At 73.8% G+C, this 16,342-nt stretch carries 15 protein-coding genes; 12 read left to right on the top strand and 3 right to left on the bottom strand.

The window, feature by feature from the left end:
• Positions 1-31: 31 nt before the first annotated feature.
• Positions 32-1,090, bottom strand: coding sequence for a hypothetical protein (locus tag IPL61_12660; GenBank protein MBK9032150.1), 1,059 nt, complete (start codon positions 1,088-1,090; stop codon positions 32-34).
• Between IPL61_12660 and IPL61_12655 the strand changes: the two genes are divergently transcribed.
• The 7 genes from IPL61_12655 (at position 1,053) to IPL61_12625 (ending at position 7,928) form a co-directional block, all read left to right on the top strand.
• A complete protein-coding gene (locus IPL61_12655; protein MBK9032149.1) occupies positions 1,053-2,702 on the top strand; it encodes a hypothetical protein in 1,650 nt (549 codons plus the stop codon). The genes IPL61_12660 and IPL61_12655 overlap by 38 nt on opposite strands.
• A 347-nt stretch (positions 2,703-3,049) precedes the next feature.
• The gene (locus IPL61_12650) at positions 3,050-4,057 is read left to right on the top strand and encodes an FHA domain-containing protein (GenBank protein MBK9032148.1); all 1,008 of its coding nucleotides are present in this window, start codon (positions 3,050-3,052) and stop codon (positions 4,055-4,057) included.
• Positions 4,058-4,059: 2 nt separating this feature from the next.
• On the top strand, positions 4,060-4,650 hold the full coding sequence (locus tag IPL61_12645; GenBank protein MBK9032147.1) for a hypothetical protein: 591 nt from the start codon (positions 4,060-4,062) through the stop codon (positions 4,648-4,650).
• A gap of 336 nt (positions 4,651-4,986) precedes the next feature.
• A complete protein-coding gene (locus tag IPL61_12640; protein ID MBK9032146.1) occupies positions 4,987-5,214 on the top strand; it encodes a hypothetical protein in 228 nt (75 codons plus the stop codon).
• Between the two features lie 597 nt (positions 5,215-5,811).
• A complete protein-coding gene (locus tag IPL61_12635; GenBank protein MBK9032145.1) occupies positions 5,812-6,108 on the top strand; it encodes a hypothetical protein in 297 nt (98 codons plus the stop codon).
• A gap of 190 nt (positions 6,109-6,298) precedes the next feature.
• On the top strand, positions 6,299-6,943 hold the full coding sequence (locus IPL61_12630) for a hypothetical protein (GenBank protein ID MBK9032144.1): 645 nt from the start codon (positions 6,299-6,301) through the stop codon (positions 6,941-6,943).
• A 283-nt stretch (positions 6,944-7,226) separates the two neighbouring features.
• On the top strand, positions 7,227-7,928 hold the full coding sequence (locus IPL61_12625) for a hypothetical protein (protein ID MBK9032143.1): 702 nt from the start codon (positions 7,227-7,229) through the stop codon (positions 7,926-7,928).
• Between the two features lie 1,084 nt (positions 7,929-9,012).
• Here IPL61_12625 and IPL61_12620 read toward each other — a convergent pair.
• Together IPL61_12620 and IPL61_12615 are read right to left on the bottom strand one after the other, a co-directional pair.
• Positions 9,013-9,477: a hypothetical protein gene (locus tag IPL61_12620; protein MBK9032142.1), complete on the bottom strand. Its 465-nt coding sequence runs from the start codon at positions 9,475-9,477 to the stop codon at positions 9,013-9,015.
• Positions 9,478-11,160: a hypothetical protein gene (locus IPL61_12615; protein ID MBK9032141.1), complete on the bottom strand. Its 1,683-nt coding sequence runs from the start codon at positions 11,158-11,160 to the stop codon at positions 9,478-9,480.
• 243 nt (positions 11,161-11,403) lie between these two features.
• On the opposite strand from IPL61_12615, the gene IPL61_12610 reads away from it, so the two are divergent.
• The 5 genes from IPL61_12610 (at position 11,404) to IPL61_12590 (ending at position 16,126) form a co-directional block, all read left to right on the top strand.
• Positions 11,404-13,017: a hypothetical protein gene (locus IPL61_12610; protein ID MBK9032140.1), complete on the top strand. Its 1,614-nt coding sequence runs from the start codon at positions 11,404-11,406 to the stop codon at positions 13,015-13,017.
• A 118-nt stretch (positions 13,018-13,135) separates the two neighbouring features.
• A complete protein-coding gene (locus tag IPL61_12605; GenBank protein ID MBK9032139.1) occupies positions 13,136-14,182 on the top strand; it encodes a hypothetical protein in 1,047 nt (348 codons plus the stop codon).
• 172 nt (positions 14,183-14,354) lie between these two features.
• On the top strand, positions 14,355-14,903 hold the full coding sequence (locus IPL61_12600; GenBank protein MBK9032138.1) for a hypothetical protein: 549 nt from the start codon (positions 14,355-14,357) through the stop codon (positions 14,901-14,903).
• Between the two features lie 127 nt (positions 14,904-15,030).
• Positions 15,031-15,615 (top strand): hypothetical protein, encoded by a 585-nt coding sequence (locus IPL61_12595; protein MBK9032137.1) that lies wholly within the window; start codon positions 15,031-15,033, stop codon positions 15,613-15,615.
• A 109-nt stretch (positions 15,616-15,724) separates the two neighbouring features.
• Entirely contained in the window at positions 15,725-16,126 is a 402-nt protein-coding gene (locus IPL61_12590) for a hypothetical protein (protein ID MBK9032136.1), read from the top strand.
• The last annotated feature ends 216 nt before the right edge of the window (positions 16,127-16,342 follow it).

Genomic DNA, 16,342 nt, shown 5'->3' with positions numbered 1-16,342 from the left:
TCGTTGATGTCGCCGTCGGTGTCGACGGTGCTCATCGGGAGCGAGATGCGCAGGGTCGGCGCGGGGTCGAGCATGCCGACGTCGGTGGCGGTGGCCTCGACCATGATCGTGCCGCGCACGAACGCGCCGGCGAGCGGGGTGGCGCCGTCGAAGGTGACCAGCGGGCCGTCGCGGTCGAAGGTGCGGCCGTTGTCATCGAACAGGTGCCCGCTGACGGTGCCGACGCACGAGCCGGGCATGGCGTTGCCGCCGCCGGTGGCGATGGCGTCGAGCAGCGGCAGGACCTCGGCGGGGCCGTGAAGGCCGTGACGTTGCGCGCGCCGTCGCCCAGGTACGCGACGATCGCCTGCGCGAGCTGCAGACGCGTCGCTTCGTCCGTCAGCGTGCCGACGCCGCCGTAGCTGAGCGGCGTGGCGCCGGCCTTGCCGTCGAGGCAGCCGTCGCGGATGTCACGGCTCCACAGGTTGGTGACCTTCTGGGCGTTGATCGTCGGGCCGAAGGCGCCGGCGTCGCCGCCGCCGGCGGTCGACGCGGTCCAGGCGGTGCGCGACAGGCCGAGCAGCACCAGGCCGTAGCGATCGGCGGCGGTGAGCGTATCGACCTGCGCGGGCTCGGACGGCACGACGGTGGTGATGCTGGCGATGCCGAGCATCGCCTCGAGCGCGCCGTGGGCGGTGGTCCAGCGCGCGGGCAGGTCGGCGCCGCCCTGGCCGGCGGTCACGAGCCAGCCGAGGTACGACACCGCCAGCTCGGTGGCGGGCGTGACCACGACGCCGCTGACCGCGCCGCCGTCGGTGAAGGCCGGCACGACCGTGCGCAGGCGGTCGTTGACGTCGAGGCTGACGACCGTGGCCGGCTGGCTGTCCTCGGCGTAGCTGCCGCCGCCGCCGACCTCGACCAGCAGCGGGCCGCTGGTGCCCTCGGCGACCGGGACGTTGGTGAAGCTGCCGTCGGCCTGGGTCGTGCCGGTGCCGACCGGGGCCGCGCCGCGGACGCCGTCGGCGAACGTGTAGACGGAGACGGTCGCGTCGCGCAGCCGGCCTTTGACCGCGGTGCCGGAGATCGTGCCGGCGGCGACCGCGTCGATCACGACCTGGCGATCGGCGGTGGCCGGGTTGTCGTCGGTGTCGCGCGCTGGCGGTGAAGGTCAGGTCGCCCTCGGGCGTGGTCGCGGTGATCGGGAAGCTGCCGACGAAGCGCTCGGGGCTGGGATCGGTGTCGACGACCGGCACCGGGGTCGCGAGGTTGGCGACGACGGTGAGCGACGCGACGCCGAGCGCGTCGGTGGCGGTGACGTCGAGCATGATCGCGCCGCCGGTGAAGACCTGGCCGACGGCGGGCGCGGCCCAGGTGACGACCGGGCCGGCGGTGTCGAGGGCCTCGGGCGCATCGGCGCCGAACAGCTCGCTGGTGTTCTGCTGCAGGTGCGTGACCCAGGGCAGGACGTCGGCGCGATCGAGCCCGGTCGTGAGGCCGTCGGGGGTGCGCAGCCACGCCAGCACCGCGGCGCCGGTGCGCGCGCGCAGGGTGTCGGTCTCGACCACGCACAAGGCGAGGCAGCCGGGCCCGCCCTGCGCCGTGCAGCCCGCGGGCAGCTCGCAGTTCGGTCCGAGCTCGAGCATCGCGCCGCCGGCGCGGCCGACGCCGTCGAGCGTGGCCTCGGCCGAGCTGGCGTCGTCGGTGAGCCGATCCACCAGCGCGCGGGTGTTGAGCGCGACCGCGGTCAGGCCCTGCTCGGCGGCGACGGTGGCCGAAAGGCTGGCGAGGCCGCGCAGGAACACCGCGAGCTTGACCGGCTCGGTCAGCGTGGTCGCCGAGGCCAGCGGCGCGGGCACGAGCGTCAGCGGATCGGCCTCGAGGTGCTCGGTGACCAGGGCGTGGGCCCGCGCCACCGCGGCGGTGAGGTCGGGCTCGCGCGTGGCGGCGAGCCGCGCCAGGCCGACGGCGGTGATCAGCTCGGACGCCGGGCTGATCGTGACCGCGCGCTTCTCGGCCGGGACGAACCCGAGCACCGGCGCGCGCAGCTCGGCGCCCGCGTCGAGGGTCAGCTCGGCGCCGGCGTCCCGGGTCTGGCCGCCGCGAGCGCGCAGGACGAAGTCGCCGAACGACTTCTCGACCGCGCAGTCGAACGCGCCGCTATCGTCGGTCGTGGTCTCGCAGACCAGCGCGCCGACCTGGCCCGCGTCCCAGCGCAGCACCGCGACCTGAGCGCCGCGGACCGGCTCAGACAGCCAGACCGTGCCGGTGACGTGCCCGAGCTCCGCGGTCGTCGGCCCGCCGTCGTCGGAGCAGGTCACGGCGGCGAGCGCGAAGAACGCGAGCGCGCCGCGGGCGAGGCGAGAGGCAGAAGGCGCAGGCGAGCGATCAGGGGTCATGGACAACCTCGGGTGGTACCGGAGCTATCGGCCAGCGCGTCGAACGGTTGCGCCGGGAGCCACGCGGAAGGGACAACCTCGGGTGGTGCGGCGGTGCCGCTCGCCCGCCCGCGCCGCGAGTCGCCAAAGAAGGGTAAATCGACGACATCGAAACGGTGTCGGACCGACCGCGTCCACCAGACTCGCTGGATCGCCGCAGTCCGCTGTCGCCACCAGGGTGTGTCCCGGCATCCAGGCCCATCCCGACCAGATCTAGCGCAGGCGCCGCGCCGCGCGCAAGACCTTTGCGATTCCGTGCGGTTCGGTGACACATGCTTGTCAGCCTGATCGGGCGGACCCCACGTAATCGGCTGACAAGAATTCCTGTGCCGCGACGCCACGATCAGTAAAATCAAGAGGGATCCGCGTGATCGAAATCACGGGGTTTTGTCAGGCGATTTCGTGGATCAAGCGGCTAGTGGCTGACAAGCGACCCGGCGCCGGCGACCCGTGGGATCTTCCTGACGATGGCCAGGACCAAGGTGGCGGCGGTTCGTGGGAACGGTCAGACAAGCTCCGCTGCATCGACGGAGACCCGAGCGCCGGCGCGTTCGACTGCGGCCGCACCGGCGTCGAGATCGGCGCCCGCGGTCAGCGCACGGACTCGCACGCTCGACGGGTGGCCGGCGGGCGGGATGGCGCAGCGCGGGCCGATCACCTCGCTGCGGTTCGCCGGGCGGCCGTGGCGCCCGCTGGCGCTGTCGACCGCGCAGGCGTCGTTCTCGATCGGCGCCGAGGCGTGCGACCTGGTGGTCGTGCGCGCGGACGCGCCGGGCCTGTCCGCCTACCACGCGCGGCTCGAGCGGACTCAGAGCGGGCTGCGCGTCCATGATCAAGGCTCGAAGAACGGCGTGTACGCGTCGCCGTCCACCGGCCGGGTGGCGTCGCTCGAGGTCGAGGCCGGCGATCGCTTCTGGCTGGGCGATCTGGAGCTGCTGGCGCTCGATCCGGAGCTCGAGGTGCTGCGGCCGGCGCTCGGCGCGTGCCTCGGGCTCGGTGATGACGCCCGGATCGATCGCGCACTGACCCTGGCAGCGCAGGGCGGCCCGGTGGCGCTGATCGGCGCCCCCGGCACCGGCGCCGCGCGCCTGGCTCGACAGCTCCACGACGCGAGCACGCGCCGCGCGAGCTTCTTCCTCGCGCTGACCGCGACGCCGTTGCCGCCGCTCGATCACGCGACCGGCGGGACGGTGTTCGTGGACCTTGAGGGCGTGCAGCGGGTCACCGCGTCGGCGGCGGCGAGCCTGTTCGCGACGCCGCCGCGGCTGCGGCCGATCTTCGCCGCGGGATCGGCGCGGCGCCTGCGCGCGCGGCTGGATCGCCACGCGGACGAGGTCGCGGTGATCGAGCTGGTGCCGCTGGCGCAGCGCCCGCAGGACGTGGCGCCGCTGCTGGCGCAACACTGGGTGAGCGAGCTGCACAGCCGGCGGCGCGTGGCCGAGCTGGGCGACGGGCTCGCGGGGCTTGAAGCGCACACCTGGCCCGGCAACCTCGACGAGCTGTACGAGCACGCACCGCGGCTCCTCGCGTATCTCGAGCACGGCACGCTGCGCGCCGCGGCGGCCGCGCTCGGGGTGCGGCACCAGACCTTGGCGGGACACCTCGAGCGGCTCGGGCTCGTGGTCGGGCGGCGGGCGCGTTGACGATGGCGGCGCGACCACCGACCGAGCGCGAGCGCGCGTTGATCCGGCTGCAGGCGACCAGGCCCGAGCTGGTGGCGACCCTGGCGCACGCCGAGGTGCTGGCGGTGTACGCCGCCGGCCTGGGCGTGCAGGTGCTGCCGCCGGCCGAGCTGGTGCGCCGCGTCGTGCGCCAGGTGCTGGCGGGTGAGCCCGCGTGGTATCCGGCGCACGAGACCTTCGGCGCGTTCGTGCGGCGGGCCGTGCGGGCCGAGGTCGCGGCGCAGCTGGCGGTGCACGCGCGCCTGCGCGGCGGCGGCGCGACCGCGGCCGATGCGCGGCTCGCCGCGATGCAGGTCGGCGCGGTCGCCAGCCTCGACGCGCTGATGCACTGGGCGGGCGAGCTCGCCGGGTTCGTGCGGCAGGACGATGCGACCATGGCGCCGATCGCGCGCGAGCTGATCGAATTCGTGCGCGCGGAGCTGGAGGCGGGCGACGACGGCGACGGCGACGCCAGTGACGCCAACGACGCCAACGACGGCAACGACGGCGACGACGGCGACGACGGCGACGACGGCAGTCCGGGGCCGGGACCGCGGCGAGGAGGGAGCGAATGACCGAGCGGACCGATGATCACGTCCAGGTGAGCCCCGACGAGGCCCGCGCGCTGCTCGCCGCCGGCGACGCCGAGGGCCTGATCGACGTGGTCGCCTACGCCGAGGCGACGGCGGTGTTGCTCGCCGGCGTCGGCGTCGTCGTGGCCCGCCCCGAGGAGCTGGTCCGGCACGCGATCGACGACACGCTGGCGCGTCGGGTGCCGTGGTCGCCGGCGACCGGCGGCGTGTGCGGGCACCTGCAGCGGCACGTGCGGACGCGGCTCGCGGCGGCGATCTGGCGCGAGGCCAAGGCGGCGCGCGCCGCGGCGCGACCCGTGGGCGGCGCGGCTGTCGGTGGTGCAGGTCGGCGACCTGCGCGGGCTCGAGCTGATCGCGCACTACGCCGGCGAGATGGCGCGGACGTTCCGGCGCAGCGATGGCGAGGTGCGCGCGACCGCGGCGCGGCTAGCGACGTATCTCCAGACGTGCCTGCGGGTCTACGCCGAGGACACCGCGCCGATCCCGCAGCCGGTGTTCGTGGACGTCACCGTGGCGGACCGGTCGGGCAGCGGCGGGGTCAACTGACGTGGTGACCGCGAACCTGCGACGACGCGCTGGGGAGGACGTGTGCGCCAGTGCTAGGCTGCGCAGCGCCATGACGCGTGGGGATGGCCTGTCGCTGAGCCGGTGGCGCTGGAGTCGGGAGGAAGTCATCCGGCTGCTGCAGCGGCGCGCCGACGCGAACGAGTCGACCTCGCACGCGGCGATGCAGGAGATCCCCGGCGCGCTGTCCGCGATCGCACGCTCGTTCGGCTCGCTCGCCGCAGCACGCGCGGCCGCCGGCGTGAAGACGCCGTTCCCCAAGCAGGAGCGGACCACCCGCGAGGACGTGATCGCGGGCCTCCAGGCACTGCACGCTCGGGGCGCGCTGACCAGCTACGGGGCCATGACCAGCCACGCCGACCTGGCGGTCCGGCGGCTGGCGTATGGCGCGATCGGTCGGTTCGGGTCCTGGCGCGCGGCGCTGGCCGCGGCCGGTCTTGCGCCCCCACCGCGGGCCCGGATGCGCCCCGGGCAACGGCGGCGATTGCAGCCAGAGGCAGCGCTGCCGGTCGGCGTCACCCGGCCGAAGTCCTATCCGAGCACGCCCGCGACGTTGTCGCCGCCGGCGATCGAGGAGCTGTGGCCCCGAGTTCGCGCGCGCCCGCGACCGAGGCCGCCGCGACTGACGGCCCGGCGCCGGCCGGTGTGCTCACGCTGCCGCTGGCCGCTGCTGCCGCGGGACACCAGGCCTGGCTGCGCGAGCTGGGCCCGGTCCTCCGCGCGCTGCTCGAACGGCAGGTCCAGTGGATCGAGCTGGCGTCGATCGGCCCCACCCACCGCGCGCTCGCCAAGGTGGTCGCGGCGCTGGTCGCGAACGGCGTCGCCGTCGGCCCGACCTTGACGACCGCCGCGGCTGCCTGGGCGAAGGCCACGTAGCGCGACACAGGTGATCGCGGGCGAGATCTCGCCCGCTGCAGCGAACGACGCAACCGCGCGCGCGGGTGGTCGATAGACGGGGCATGGAGGTCAGGTGAGAGCGCAGTCACGCCGCGTGGAGTCGATGCCGTGGTCGGTCGCAGAGATCCGCCGGCACGTGCAGCAATGGACCGCCTACCACACCGTTCGGGTGCACGTGCACTGGTCGGCGCTGGGGCCGGCCGAGCGCGGGCCGCGGGAGGAGCGGCCGTCGGAGGCGCGGATCCTCGACGCGCTCGACACCCTCGCCGTGCGACACGTCGCCGAGCGCGGTCCGGGGCCGTTCGCGCTCGCTGCGGCGGTGCTGATGTTCGAGGGGGTCGACGAGCTGCGCCGCGAGCGCGGGTTCATCGCAGCGCCGGCCGAGGATCTGCCGCCGATCCCGCGCCAGATCGGCTACCGCGTGTTCACCGATCTCGAGGCGGCGGTGATCGCGCAGCCGATGATGCCCTGGGCGCACGACCTGAGCGTCCAGGTGCGCGCCCGCGAGCTCGCCGCAGTCCCCAAGCCGAGCGCAGGCCCGCGATGGCCGGCGCGTCGCCCCCGGACGTTCCAGGCGATGATGGCCGAGCGGCTCGGCGCGGGCGCGATCGACGCGCTCCTGCCGCGGGTGGCCGTGGCCCTGAGGGACGCCGAGGCCCAGGCGATCGTCGACCTGCGGCGCGCGGCGACCGCGGGCGCCGAGCCTGAGGAGGAGCTGGAGCAACTTGCCGCCGTGGCTCGCACCCGGCGGTCGCTGTATCTCGATCGCGCGATGCTCCACGAGTGCGTGTTGGCGCGGGTGCCGGCGTGTTGAGGCGGGCGTGCGACTCGCGGACAGCGGTGCTCGCCGAGGGAGGTGACGTCTAGGCGCCGCCTGACACGCGGCAACGATCAGCTCGACGGGTGTCGGGCGATCAGCATCGCAGACGTGGATCGGCTCGTGGTTGGTCGTAGCGACGCCGCACGCCGCGCCTGGGTGCACGACAGGGGATGGGGAACAACGCGACCGCAGCGGACAACGCGCACCGAAGTCGGGCGTGGGTGAGCCGTCATGCCGTGAAGGAAGAGGCCGGATGAACGAGCACAAGAATGCGTCGATGGTGACTGATGGCAGTGAGCTGGCGATGGATCCGATCTGCTGGCCGGCGCCAGCGTGGATCGCGGCGTTTCGCCGAGAGGCGACCCCGGCGACGATGACCGCCGCCGCGCGGTGCGCGGACATCGAGCTGGCCCGGCTTCAGCGTCTCCAGATCGATCTGCCCTGGGACGCCGAGGACATCGTCCAGCACGTCCTGGCCGCGACGCTCGGCGGCAACATCAAGTGGATCCCGGGCCAGATCACCCTGCGTGCGCACCTGCGCGACAAGATCCAGCTCGCCGCGCGCCAGCTGCGCAAGCGCAAGCGTCCGGACCTGTTCGCGACGCTGATCGATCTCGACCACGTCGGCGACGAGCACCCGGTGTGGGCGGACGAGGGGCTCCACGGGGAGGACCTCGAGCGTCAGGTCGAGCTCCGCACCCTGGCCCGGCGGGCCGAGGTCGAGATGTGGCAGCACGCCAAGGACGACCCGATCGCGCTGTCGGTCCTGGCTGCGATGCCGGATGCCGCGACCGACGGCGACCTGGCCGACGCGACCGGGCTGACCCAGGCCGCGGTGAAGGCCGCCAAGCAGCGCCTGCGGCGGCACGCCGGCAAGCTGTCGCGGGCGCTGCGCACCGACGTCCGCGACGTGCTGGCCGTGGCGACCCCCTTCAACCATGACCTCGACATGAGTCGCTCCAGCGACTCGGAGGCGTGAGGTAGACCATGCGGAAGAACATCATGACCGACAGCATCGAGCCGAAAGACCGGCCCGATCGGATCGCCCGTGAACGCGACGACGAGCGCCGCTCCGAGCAGGTCATCGACCAGATCTTCGACGCCCCGGACGACGAGGCCCCTGACGCCGTGGACGCCCGCGGATGTCGCCTCGCTGTGGCGGCCCTGCGGATGGCCGACGAGTTGGAGCGCCGGCTGGGCGCGAGCGAGGTTGACCGCGAGGCGGGTGGGCCGCCGCGGAACGTGCACGATTCCGAGCGGCTCGGCCTGGACTCGTCGCCGCTGCCAGGTGCGACAGGGTCCGGGCCGGCTGGCATCGTCCGGGTGCCGGGCGCGGCCAGGCCGGGCCGCGACGACCTGCGGGCGATCGTCCGCGATCTCGGCGTGACGACCGACACCGCATCGCACAAGCAAAACCTGATGGCGGCAGGCGTGGCTAAGCATCGTGGGGCATCGGCGGCGCGGTGCTTGCCGTGGTGGCATGGGGCGTCTTCCGCGCCGACCCCGCACCGAACGTCCCGCTGGCGCCGATCTCGATCGGCGGCGGTACGGCGGTCGCCTTGCTTCTGCCAGACCGAGGCCCGGTGTCGCGGTGCGGTTCGTCGCCGTGCTGACGGCGCTCGCCTCCGCGATCCTCTGGACGAGCGCGTAGCGGCGCGTTTCGGCCTGCGGACAAGCAAATCGAGCGCTCATGCGGGCTCTCGCGCACCGCTCGGCAGCCGCTCGTGCAGCGCTCGGCGCGCGTTCGCCGGGGCTTGTGCAGGCGCTCGTGCGGCGCCCGTGCGCTCGGCAGGTGCTTGTGCGGCGCCCGTGCGCGCTCAGCAGGCGCTTGTGCGGCGCCCGTGCGCGCTCGGCAGGCGCTCGTGCGGGGCCCGTGCGCGCTCGGCAGGCGCTCGCCCACGCTCATGCAGCGCTCGCGCGCGCTCGACAGGCGGCGGGCGGCGATCAAGCTGGGGTGGTTGGTTCGATCACAACATGGGCCAGATGGGCCATATCGCTGACGTTCCAGATCGCGCGTCGTGGTCGCGCGTGCGCCAGCAAGCCCGCGCTAGCTCCCCAGCGCACTACGCACCGTGATGTGGGCTCGCGATGCTGGCGCGCCAGGCCGGGAGCGCCCGAGCAGCGTCTTCGGCAAGCACTGGGTCGTCTGAAGCGATCCAGTGCAACACGGCCGCCACCGCGGCCCGTTCGGCCGGCGTGTACAGCGCCAACTCGGCGTGCTGTGCCGGTTCGGCGATGCGAGCGACGTGAAACACGGCCGAGGCGCGTGGCGTACGATCGTGCAGGGCAGCGACGAGCCACAGCGGAAGATAGTGGCGGCGCCCGGGCGGCGTCAGCCACGCGAGCGCCGAGCCCGCTGTCCGCGGTGCCGTCCGTTCGACCGCGGTCCACCGCCGCTTGCGAAACGTGCGCCGGACGTGCAGCGCCTCGCCTGGGTCAGCCCCTGCCAGGACGAGCGCGCCGGGCGGTGGCGGCGGCGACCGAAACGCGGCGTAGATGGCGTGGCGGAGGATGTCGGTGATCGTCACTCAGCAGCCGTTGTCGGTCATGAACTTCTCGCACGACTTGCGACCCTTGTCGGTTTCGCTGATGGCCAGATCGTGGGTGTCGCGCTGGCGTGAGTAGCAGCGATCGCGGAGCACCGTGCGCGCGTCGCGGCACGAGATGAACTGATCACGCTTGGCGCGCAGGGTCGAGCAGGAATCGCGCTGATCGCACGTCTCGAGGCCCTGCTTGCAGTAGCTGACGACGGCCTGCCGCAGTGGAACGAACTCGGCCTTGGTGCAGTCGCCGAACATCTTCGCCTTGGCCTTCTTCACCGCAGGATGGGCAGGCCCGAGAGCCGGCGCGGCACACACTTGTTGCGCCGTGGCCTCGGCCTGGTTGAAGTGCTTGGCGATGTCCGCGGCAGACTCATCGATCTCCTCGTCGATCGCGCGAAGCTCGCTGGGGCCGGGCGACCATCCGCTGGCCTGACGGGCGAGGTTCTCGACCTCGCGCTTGGCTTCGGCGGCCTTCCGTAGTGCCTCGATCAAGCCTTCGCGGGCGCTCTGCGTGATGGCGTCGAGCCCGTCTGTGGCGCGCTCAATCGACGACAAGTCGGACTTGTCTGGATCCAGGCGCTCGAGGCTGTCGGCCGCTCGGACGATCTTGTCCTCCTCGGTGCGGCAGCGGTCGGGCGCCTTGTCGACGCGGAATTGGTAGTCCTTCTCCTCATCGAGCGCGACCAACGCGCGGCTCATCCCGTCGATTTCCGCAGGCCAGCGGTCGGCCATTTCGCGCGCCTTGCGGTCCTCGCCGGCGGCGGCCTTCAGACGCTCGATCAGGCGTCGGGCATCGTCGGCGTCGCGCTCGGCGCTCTTGACGTCGCTGTCGTCACCGTCGGCCTCGACGTCGGTCACCACCCGCTGGGCCTCGGCCAGCTCCGCGGCCAGTTCCTTGAGGATGGCCTGGCGGCCTTGCTCGCTGGATGCGAGCTTGGCCATTGCCGCCTCGACCATGGTGCTGCGTTCCAGCTTGCTCAGCTCGACGCACTCGCGCAGCACCTCCTCGTGCTTGCGCAGCCAGTAGTCGTAGATCTCGTTGGCCGCGTCGTGGAGTTCGCTGCGCACGCTGGACCAACGCCCGTCGCTGTCCGAGAAATAGCGGACGCCGTCGCGAAGCCGGCCGAGTTCGTCCTTGCGCCGCGCGGCGCGGTCGAGCGCCTCGACGATCGGGCGCCCGTACTCCTGGGCGAGCTTTGGAATCTCGGTGACGCCGGCCGGGTCGTTCCGGTCGACGTAGACCCGTACCTTTGCCTCGAGTTCACGCCAGCGATCCTGGCAAGCCCGGGGTTGCTCATCGAGCGTGCGCTGCGCCTCCTTGAGAGGGCGGAGACTGGCCGCAGCCTCGCGGAAGTGGTCGGCGTAGCCGGGGTAGCGCGAGGCCATGTCGCGGGCCTTCGAGTCGTCGCCCTGGACCCGCTCAAGCTCGCGGGCCTTGTCCTTCACCCGCCCCGTCCGATCGAGCGCTCGATCTAGATCGCTGACGGACGACTCGCTGGCGAATCCGTCCAGGTCGCCTGCCGTGTCCTCGAGCAGGTCGTCGATCTCGTCGACCAGCCGACGACGGTCATCTTCATCGCCAGCGCGCGCGAGGACGGCGACGCTCAAGACGGCCAGGAGAGGGAGCAGCGCAACGCTGATTCGTCGACGATTGAGCGACCCGAGCATGGGGCACGGTAGCCCGGCAGCCCAGATGACGACATCACCCGGATGGGGTGAGGTCGCGCGCTACCAGGGAGATCTCACAAATCGTCACGGCCGGCGTGCTGGCACGGCTTCTTGCAGCCGATAGGTAGATGAGAGGCGCGAGTTCGCGGTGCCGGCTTGGCGGCACGCGGTCGCGCCGTGGCCAACCTGCGCCGCGGGCGCATCCGTGTCTCCCGCACCGCGGGGGAGAGAGGTAGCTGTCCAGTGTCCGAGCTAGCGTTCAACTACAAGGGCGAGCCGTTTGCCCCGCCGAGCGAAGCGGCGGCGTGGCGGGTCCGAAGGATGCGCGAGGCCCAGCGGGGGCAGCTCGACGTCGTGCGCGATTCCAGCGGCGTGCCTGTGATCGTGCCGATCGGGGTCGGGTTCGACGCCTTCCGCGCGGCCATCGGCGGCGCGCCCGGTCGCTATCGGCTCGACGCGCTGGACGAGCACCGGCTGCCGGTCGCGGACTGCGACGCCGCGTACGTGACCGTGGAGGCGCAGCTGCGCAACGCCGCCGCCGGGGCCGCAGCCGCGAGCGTGCCGTTGGTGGAGTACGACGACGCGCCGACGCCTGCGCCGGTGTCGCGGCCCCGCGGCCCCGTGTCCACGACGATGGTGACGGCACCGTTCGGCACGTGGCCGGCGTTGCCGATGCCCAGCGACCTGTCCGGGTCGGAGTACCTCCTGGCCGAGGCGCTGCGCGGGCAGGTGATGACGATCCAGATGCTGACCTCGGCGCTGTCGGACCGCAGCACGTCGTGCGCCGCCGGGGCGCGCGAGATGATCGGCGCCGCGGCCGAGCTGGTGCGCGCGGCCGACGGCGCGGCGATGCCGCTGCGGCGCCCGCTGCCCCCGCCGCCGGCCCTGCCGCCGGGGGCACCCCCGCCGCCACCGTTCGACCCGATGCCCCGCAACGCGATGGCGATCGGCGCGGATGACGGCGACGCGGACGACGAGCTGGCGGCCGAGCCGACCGAGCAGGACATGTTCGCGAAGGTGCTGTCGATCGCCGACAAGGTGCAGGGCGTGATCGCGCCGGTGGCCGACGTCGCGCGGCTGGTGATGGGCGGGTTCGGCAACGACGCGGCGCTGCGCAACGCCGGCCCGGTGGACGAGCCGGTGGCCGCTGAAGTCGAGGCCCCGGCGACCGAGCCGCCGATCCCGAGCCACCTCTGCACCTCGCACATGCTGCTGATCGGGTACGAGCTGGGCGCGGAGGGCTCGCGGTTCCGGCGCCTGGTGATGCACCTCGAGCCCGATCAGCGCCAGCGGTTGACGGCGCACCTGTGCGCGCTGCCGTTCGAGGACGCGGTCGCCGAGGCGGCGGCGCTGCTGGCGCGGGTGACCGCGCGGCACGAGGCCCAGGACGCCGCGCAGCGCGAGGCCGACGCCTCCGAGTCGACCGACGACGGTGGTCTCAGCGGCGACCGCGACCCCGACGACGCGGATGCGGATGGTCACGACTCGACGGACGTGGTCGACATCGTGCCGACGGACGGCGCGCCGGTGGCCGTGATCACCCCCGCGGCTGCCGTGGCCACAACCGCGCCGGCGGCATCGGCGGAGCTCGCGATGGTGCCGACCGCGCAGCTCGAGCCCGTGCTCCAGGAGCAGCGCCAGGTCACCCCGCCGCCGGGCCTGTCGAGCGCCGAGGCCGCCGCGCGCATGAAGGCGATCACCCAGCACCTGAAGGTGACCGAGATCCTCAAGGTCCACTCGCTGCTCGGCGCGACGCCGCAGGCCGAGCGCGACGCGTGGTCGGCGCGGCTGCTCGCGATGCCGCCGGCCGAGGCCGCGGCACTGATCCGCGCCGAGCTGGCCCGGCGCGGCGGCTGACGTCCGCAATCTCGCCACGCACACGCCCGCTTCCGGCCCGTCTCGACGCCCCTCGTCCCGTTCGCTCCCCGCCTCGACGCTCCCCGCGTCCCTCCCTTCCTCCCCTCGAACCATCCCCATGATCCAATCCCCCCTGAACGATCACACCTGCCTCGGCGCGATCACCGACCTGGTGCGCGAACTGGTGGCGAAGCGCGAGCCGGCGCTGCTGGCGCTGGCACACGAGCTGGGCACGCCCGCGGCGGTGATCCGCTGGATCCGCTCGCTGCCGCAGCGCGACGATCTGGGCCAGCCCGACGACGGCCCGCGGATCGACGCCTGCGCGCCGCCGCAGCGCCTGCGGCTGCCGGCTCCGGACCCGAACTGCGTGGAACGCGGGTCCCTGTTCTGTGTGCTCGCCGAGTTCCTCGACCCGGCGACGCCGCGGCGCCTGGCGACGATCGACACGCCGCTGGGCCGGCACACGCTGCCGGTCGAGCGCGACCGGCCGGTGGTCCTCGATCCGCGGGTGCCGCGCAACAGCGCGCGGGCGGGCGTCGACGTGGCGGCGGCGACGCCGCTGCCGACCGACCTCGCGAACTGCGCGGCGTGGGTGTGCGGCGTGGCCGCCGAGCCGGCGCACCAGCTGCCGGGTGGCCCGCGGCGCCTGCGCAACGGCCAGGCGGCGCTCGCGGCCGTGGCGAGCGGCACCCCGGTGGCGTGCGGCCTCGCGGACGATGTCGCGACGGTCCTGGCGCTGGCCGCGCGTGAGGCGCCCCTGTGGGGCCCGGCCGGCCTCGGCGTGGTCGACCGCGTGGCGAAGGCCGTGGTCGAGCTGGCCGACGCCACCGGCGATGAGCGCCGGGTGGCGGCGGAGCACGCGCCGCGCAACGTGTCGTTCCGGATCGGTCGGTACCGGCTGCGGCCGGCGATCCCCGAGGCGGTCGGTGCGGTCCTGCGCACGCTCGGCGCTGTCGGGCTCGAGGCCGGGACGGCGGTCGCGCGGGCGCAGCTCGCGAGCCTCGGGGTGACGCCCGGGATGCTGGGCGTGCTCGAGCGTGAGCTCAACCGCGACGGCCTGAGCCTGGGGCCGCTCGGGCGGCCGGCGCCGCCGATCTACTCGTTCGCGGCGATGTCGCGCGACGCGCTGGTCGCACGTCACCTGGAGCGGGCGGGCGCGGCGTAGCCCCACCGTGGCGGCTGGCCCGCCTGCTCCCGCGGCCGGTCGCGGTCTCACTCCCTTCCTTCGCTTCCCTTCGGTTCGCCCTCCCCACAGGCGCCGCCGCGCACCGCGCGTCGCGCCCGCCGACCTCCCGTCGGCGCGCCCTCCCGACCGCCTGGTCGGGTGAAAGGTCCCCGTGTCTCCCACTGACGAACTGCGTGCTGCCCTCGAGTCCCTCGGCCCCGGCTTCCACGAGGTCCCCCGCGAGGAGATCGACCGCGATCCCGCCGGACCGCCCCCGCTCGACTTCGCCCCGCTGCGCGCCGCCGGGCACCAGGCCGTGACCTGGATCCTCGACGCGGTGTGCACGCGCACCGACGACCCGGAGGATCTGGCGGCGATCCGCCGGGTCCGCGCCGCGGTCGACGCCACCGCGCGGGGCGGCGCGCGCACCCGCCGGGCGCAGCTCGCCGAGGCCGACGTCCTCACCGTCGTCGGCCTGCTGATCGTGACGTTCGAGCGCGAGTTCAACCTCGCCGGCCTCGCGCACCTGGCGGGCGGGCTCTACGAGGCCACGAACCCGGTGCTCGACCGCGTGCTCGCCGAGCTCGCCCGCGCCGGGCGCGCCGCGCCGACCACGGCGCCGACGTGCCCGCGGCGCGTGCCGATCCAGATCCATCGCCGCCCGGCCGTCGCGCACAGCGCCGACGACGACGGCCACTTCCCCTTCCTCACCTTCCGCTGACCCCACAGGAGTCCCCCTGGCCCCTCCCAAGCACAAGTTCAAGCCCAAGCTGACGCACCCGCGCCGCAACAACGCGGCGATCCCCGACGACATCCTGCTCCCGCTGGCGCCGATCTCGCCGCCGTCGATGGCGCTGCAGCCGTACGCGCGCCCGCGGCCCTCCCGGGTCGGCGCCGCCGCCGGGGCGGTCAAGCGCAAGGCGTCGGCGCTCCGCCAGGCGATGAAGCCCGAGGCTGCGGTGATCAACAAGGAGCACCTGCTCGGCGTCGGCGCCAACGCCGCGGGCGGCATCGCGACCGCGCTGCTGGCGCACGAGTTCATCGACAACGTCGGCGTGATGCCGCTGGCGATCAGCGCGACCTTGCTCGGCGGCGCCGGCTCGGCGTTCATGTCGGGCAACTGGCAGCGCCTGGCGCAGGGCATGCTCGGCGCGGGCGTGAGCCAGCTCGGCACCGCCTACCTCACCGAGCGCGCGCTCAAGAAGGCCGGCACGGCGCGGCCCGCCGCTGCCGCCGTGGCCCCGGCGCCCGCGCTGCCGCCCGGCACCGCGCCGGCGAAGCGCAACGCGTACCTGGGCGGCGCCGACGACGACATGACCCGCGCGCTCGAGCGGGCCGACCGCCGCATCGCCGCGATGCTCGCCGAGGAGCGCAACGGCTACGCGGTCGACGCCGACCCGTTCGACGACGTCGGCTACGCGGTCGTCGGGTAGGTCCCGCACGGACTGCACCTCGAAGGACCGAGGGCGCGCGCTGCGCGTGAGCGCCGGGGGCGGACCGTCCGTTCCACCCAAGACCAACCCCCTGCGAAAGACGAACCCCATGGACAACGACGACTTCATCTACGACGACGGCCAGCGCAACGCGATCGTCCGCGGCCGGCGCCCGGCGATCTGGGGCATGCCCCGGACCAACCAGCCGGTTGTGGTGCAGTACCCGACCGCGCCGAGCTACCCGGTCCAGGCGATGCCGGCCTACGCGCCGCAGCAGCAGGTCGTGGTGCGCCAGAAGCGCATCCTCGACATGCCGGCCGGCGAGGTGCTCGCGCTCGCCGCGCAGGCCTTCGCCGCGCTCCAGCCGCTGCCCAACGCGCCCAGCGCGATCGGCAAGGCCGACGACGACGCCGCGAACCTGGTGACCTACCAGGCGGCGCTCGCCACCCACGCCAAGCGCGACGAGCAGCTCCGCACGATCGGCGCCCTCCTGGCCAAGCTGCTCGGCTGATCGGCATCACCATGAGCAACCCCACCTACAAGGGTCCCGGTCAGCCGACGCCCACCACCTCCGGGTGGTTCGGCTGGCTCCGCGGCCTGTTCGGTGACTCGTCGACGCCGGCCTACAAGGTGCCGGCGCCGCCGGTGCCGGTGCCGCAGCAGAAGCCGGAGCCGACCCCGGCGCCGCAGAAGCAGGAGCCCGGGCGCCGCAGCAGGAGCCGACGCC

The sequence above is a fragment of the Myxococcales bacterium genome (genome assembly GCA_016717005.1).
Lineage (GTDB): Bacteria > Myxococcota_A > Polyangia > Haliangiales > Haliangiaceae > UBA2376.
Note: the sequence above shows the minus strand (reverse complement) of the source record. Positions and strands in the feature narration are given on the sequence as shown.

What these genes read in the sequence shown, in the direction of transcription:
- IPL61_12650 (MBK9032148.1), top strand. Translation starts at nt 3,050, where the DNA reads ATGGCGCAGCGCGGGCCGATCACCTCGCTGCGGTTCGCCGGGCGGCCG.
- IPL61_12645 (MBK9032147.1), top strand. Translation starts at nt 4,060, where the DNA reads ATGGCGGCGCGACCACCGACCGAGCGCGAGCGCGCGTTGATCCGGCTG.
- IPL61_12625 (MBK9032143.1), top strand. Translation starts at nt 7,227, where the DNA reads ATGGTGACTGATGGCAGTGAGCTGGCGATGGATCCGATCTGCTGGCCG.
- IPL61_12615 (MBK9032141.1), bottom strand. Translation starts at nt 11,160, where the DNA reads ATGCTCGGGTCGCTCAATCGTCGACGAATCAGCGTTGCGCTGCTCCCT.
- IPL61_12605 (MBK9032139.1), top strand. Translation starts at nt 13,136, where the DNA reads ATGATCCAATCCCCCCTGAACGATCACACCTGCCTCGGCGCGATCACC.
- IPL61_12595 (MBK9032137.1), top strand. Translation starts at nt 15,031, where the DNA reads ATGGCGCTGCAGCCGTACGCGCGCCCGCGGCCCTCCCGGGTCGGCGCC.
- IPL61_12590 (MBK9032136.1), top strand. Translation starts at nt 15,725, where the DNA reads ATGGACAACGACGACTTCATCTACGACGACGGCCAGCGCAACGCGATC.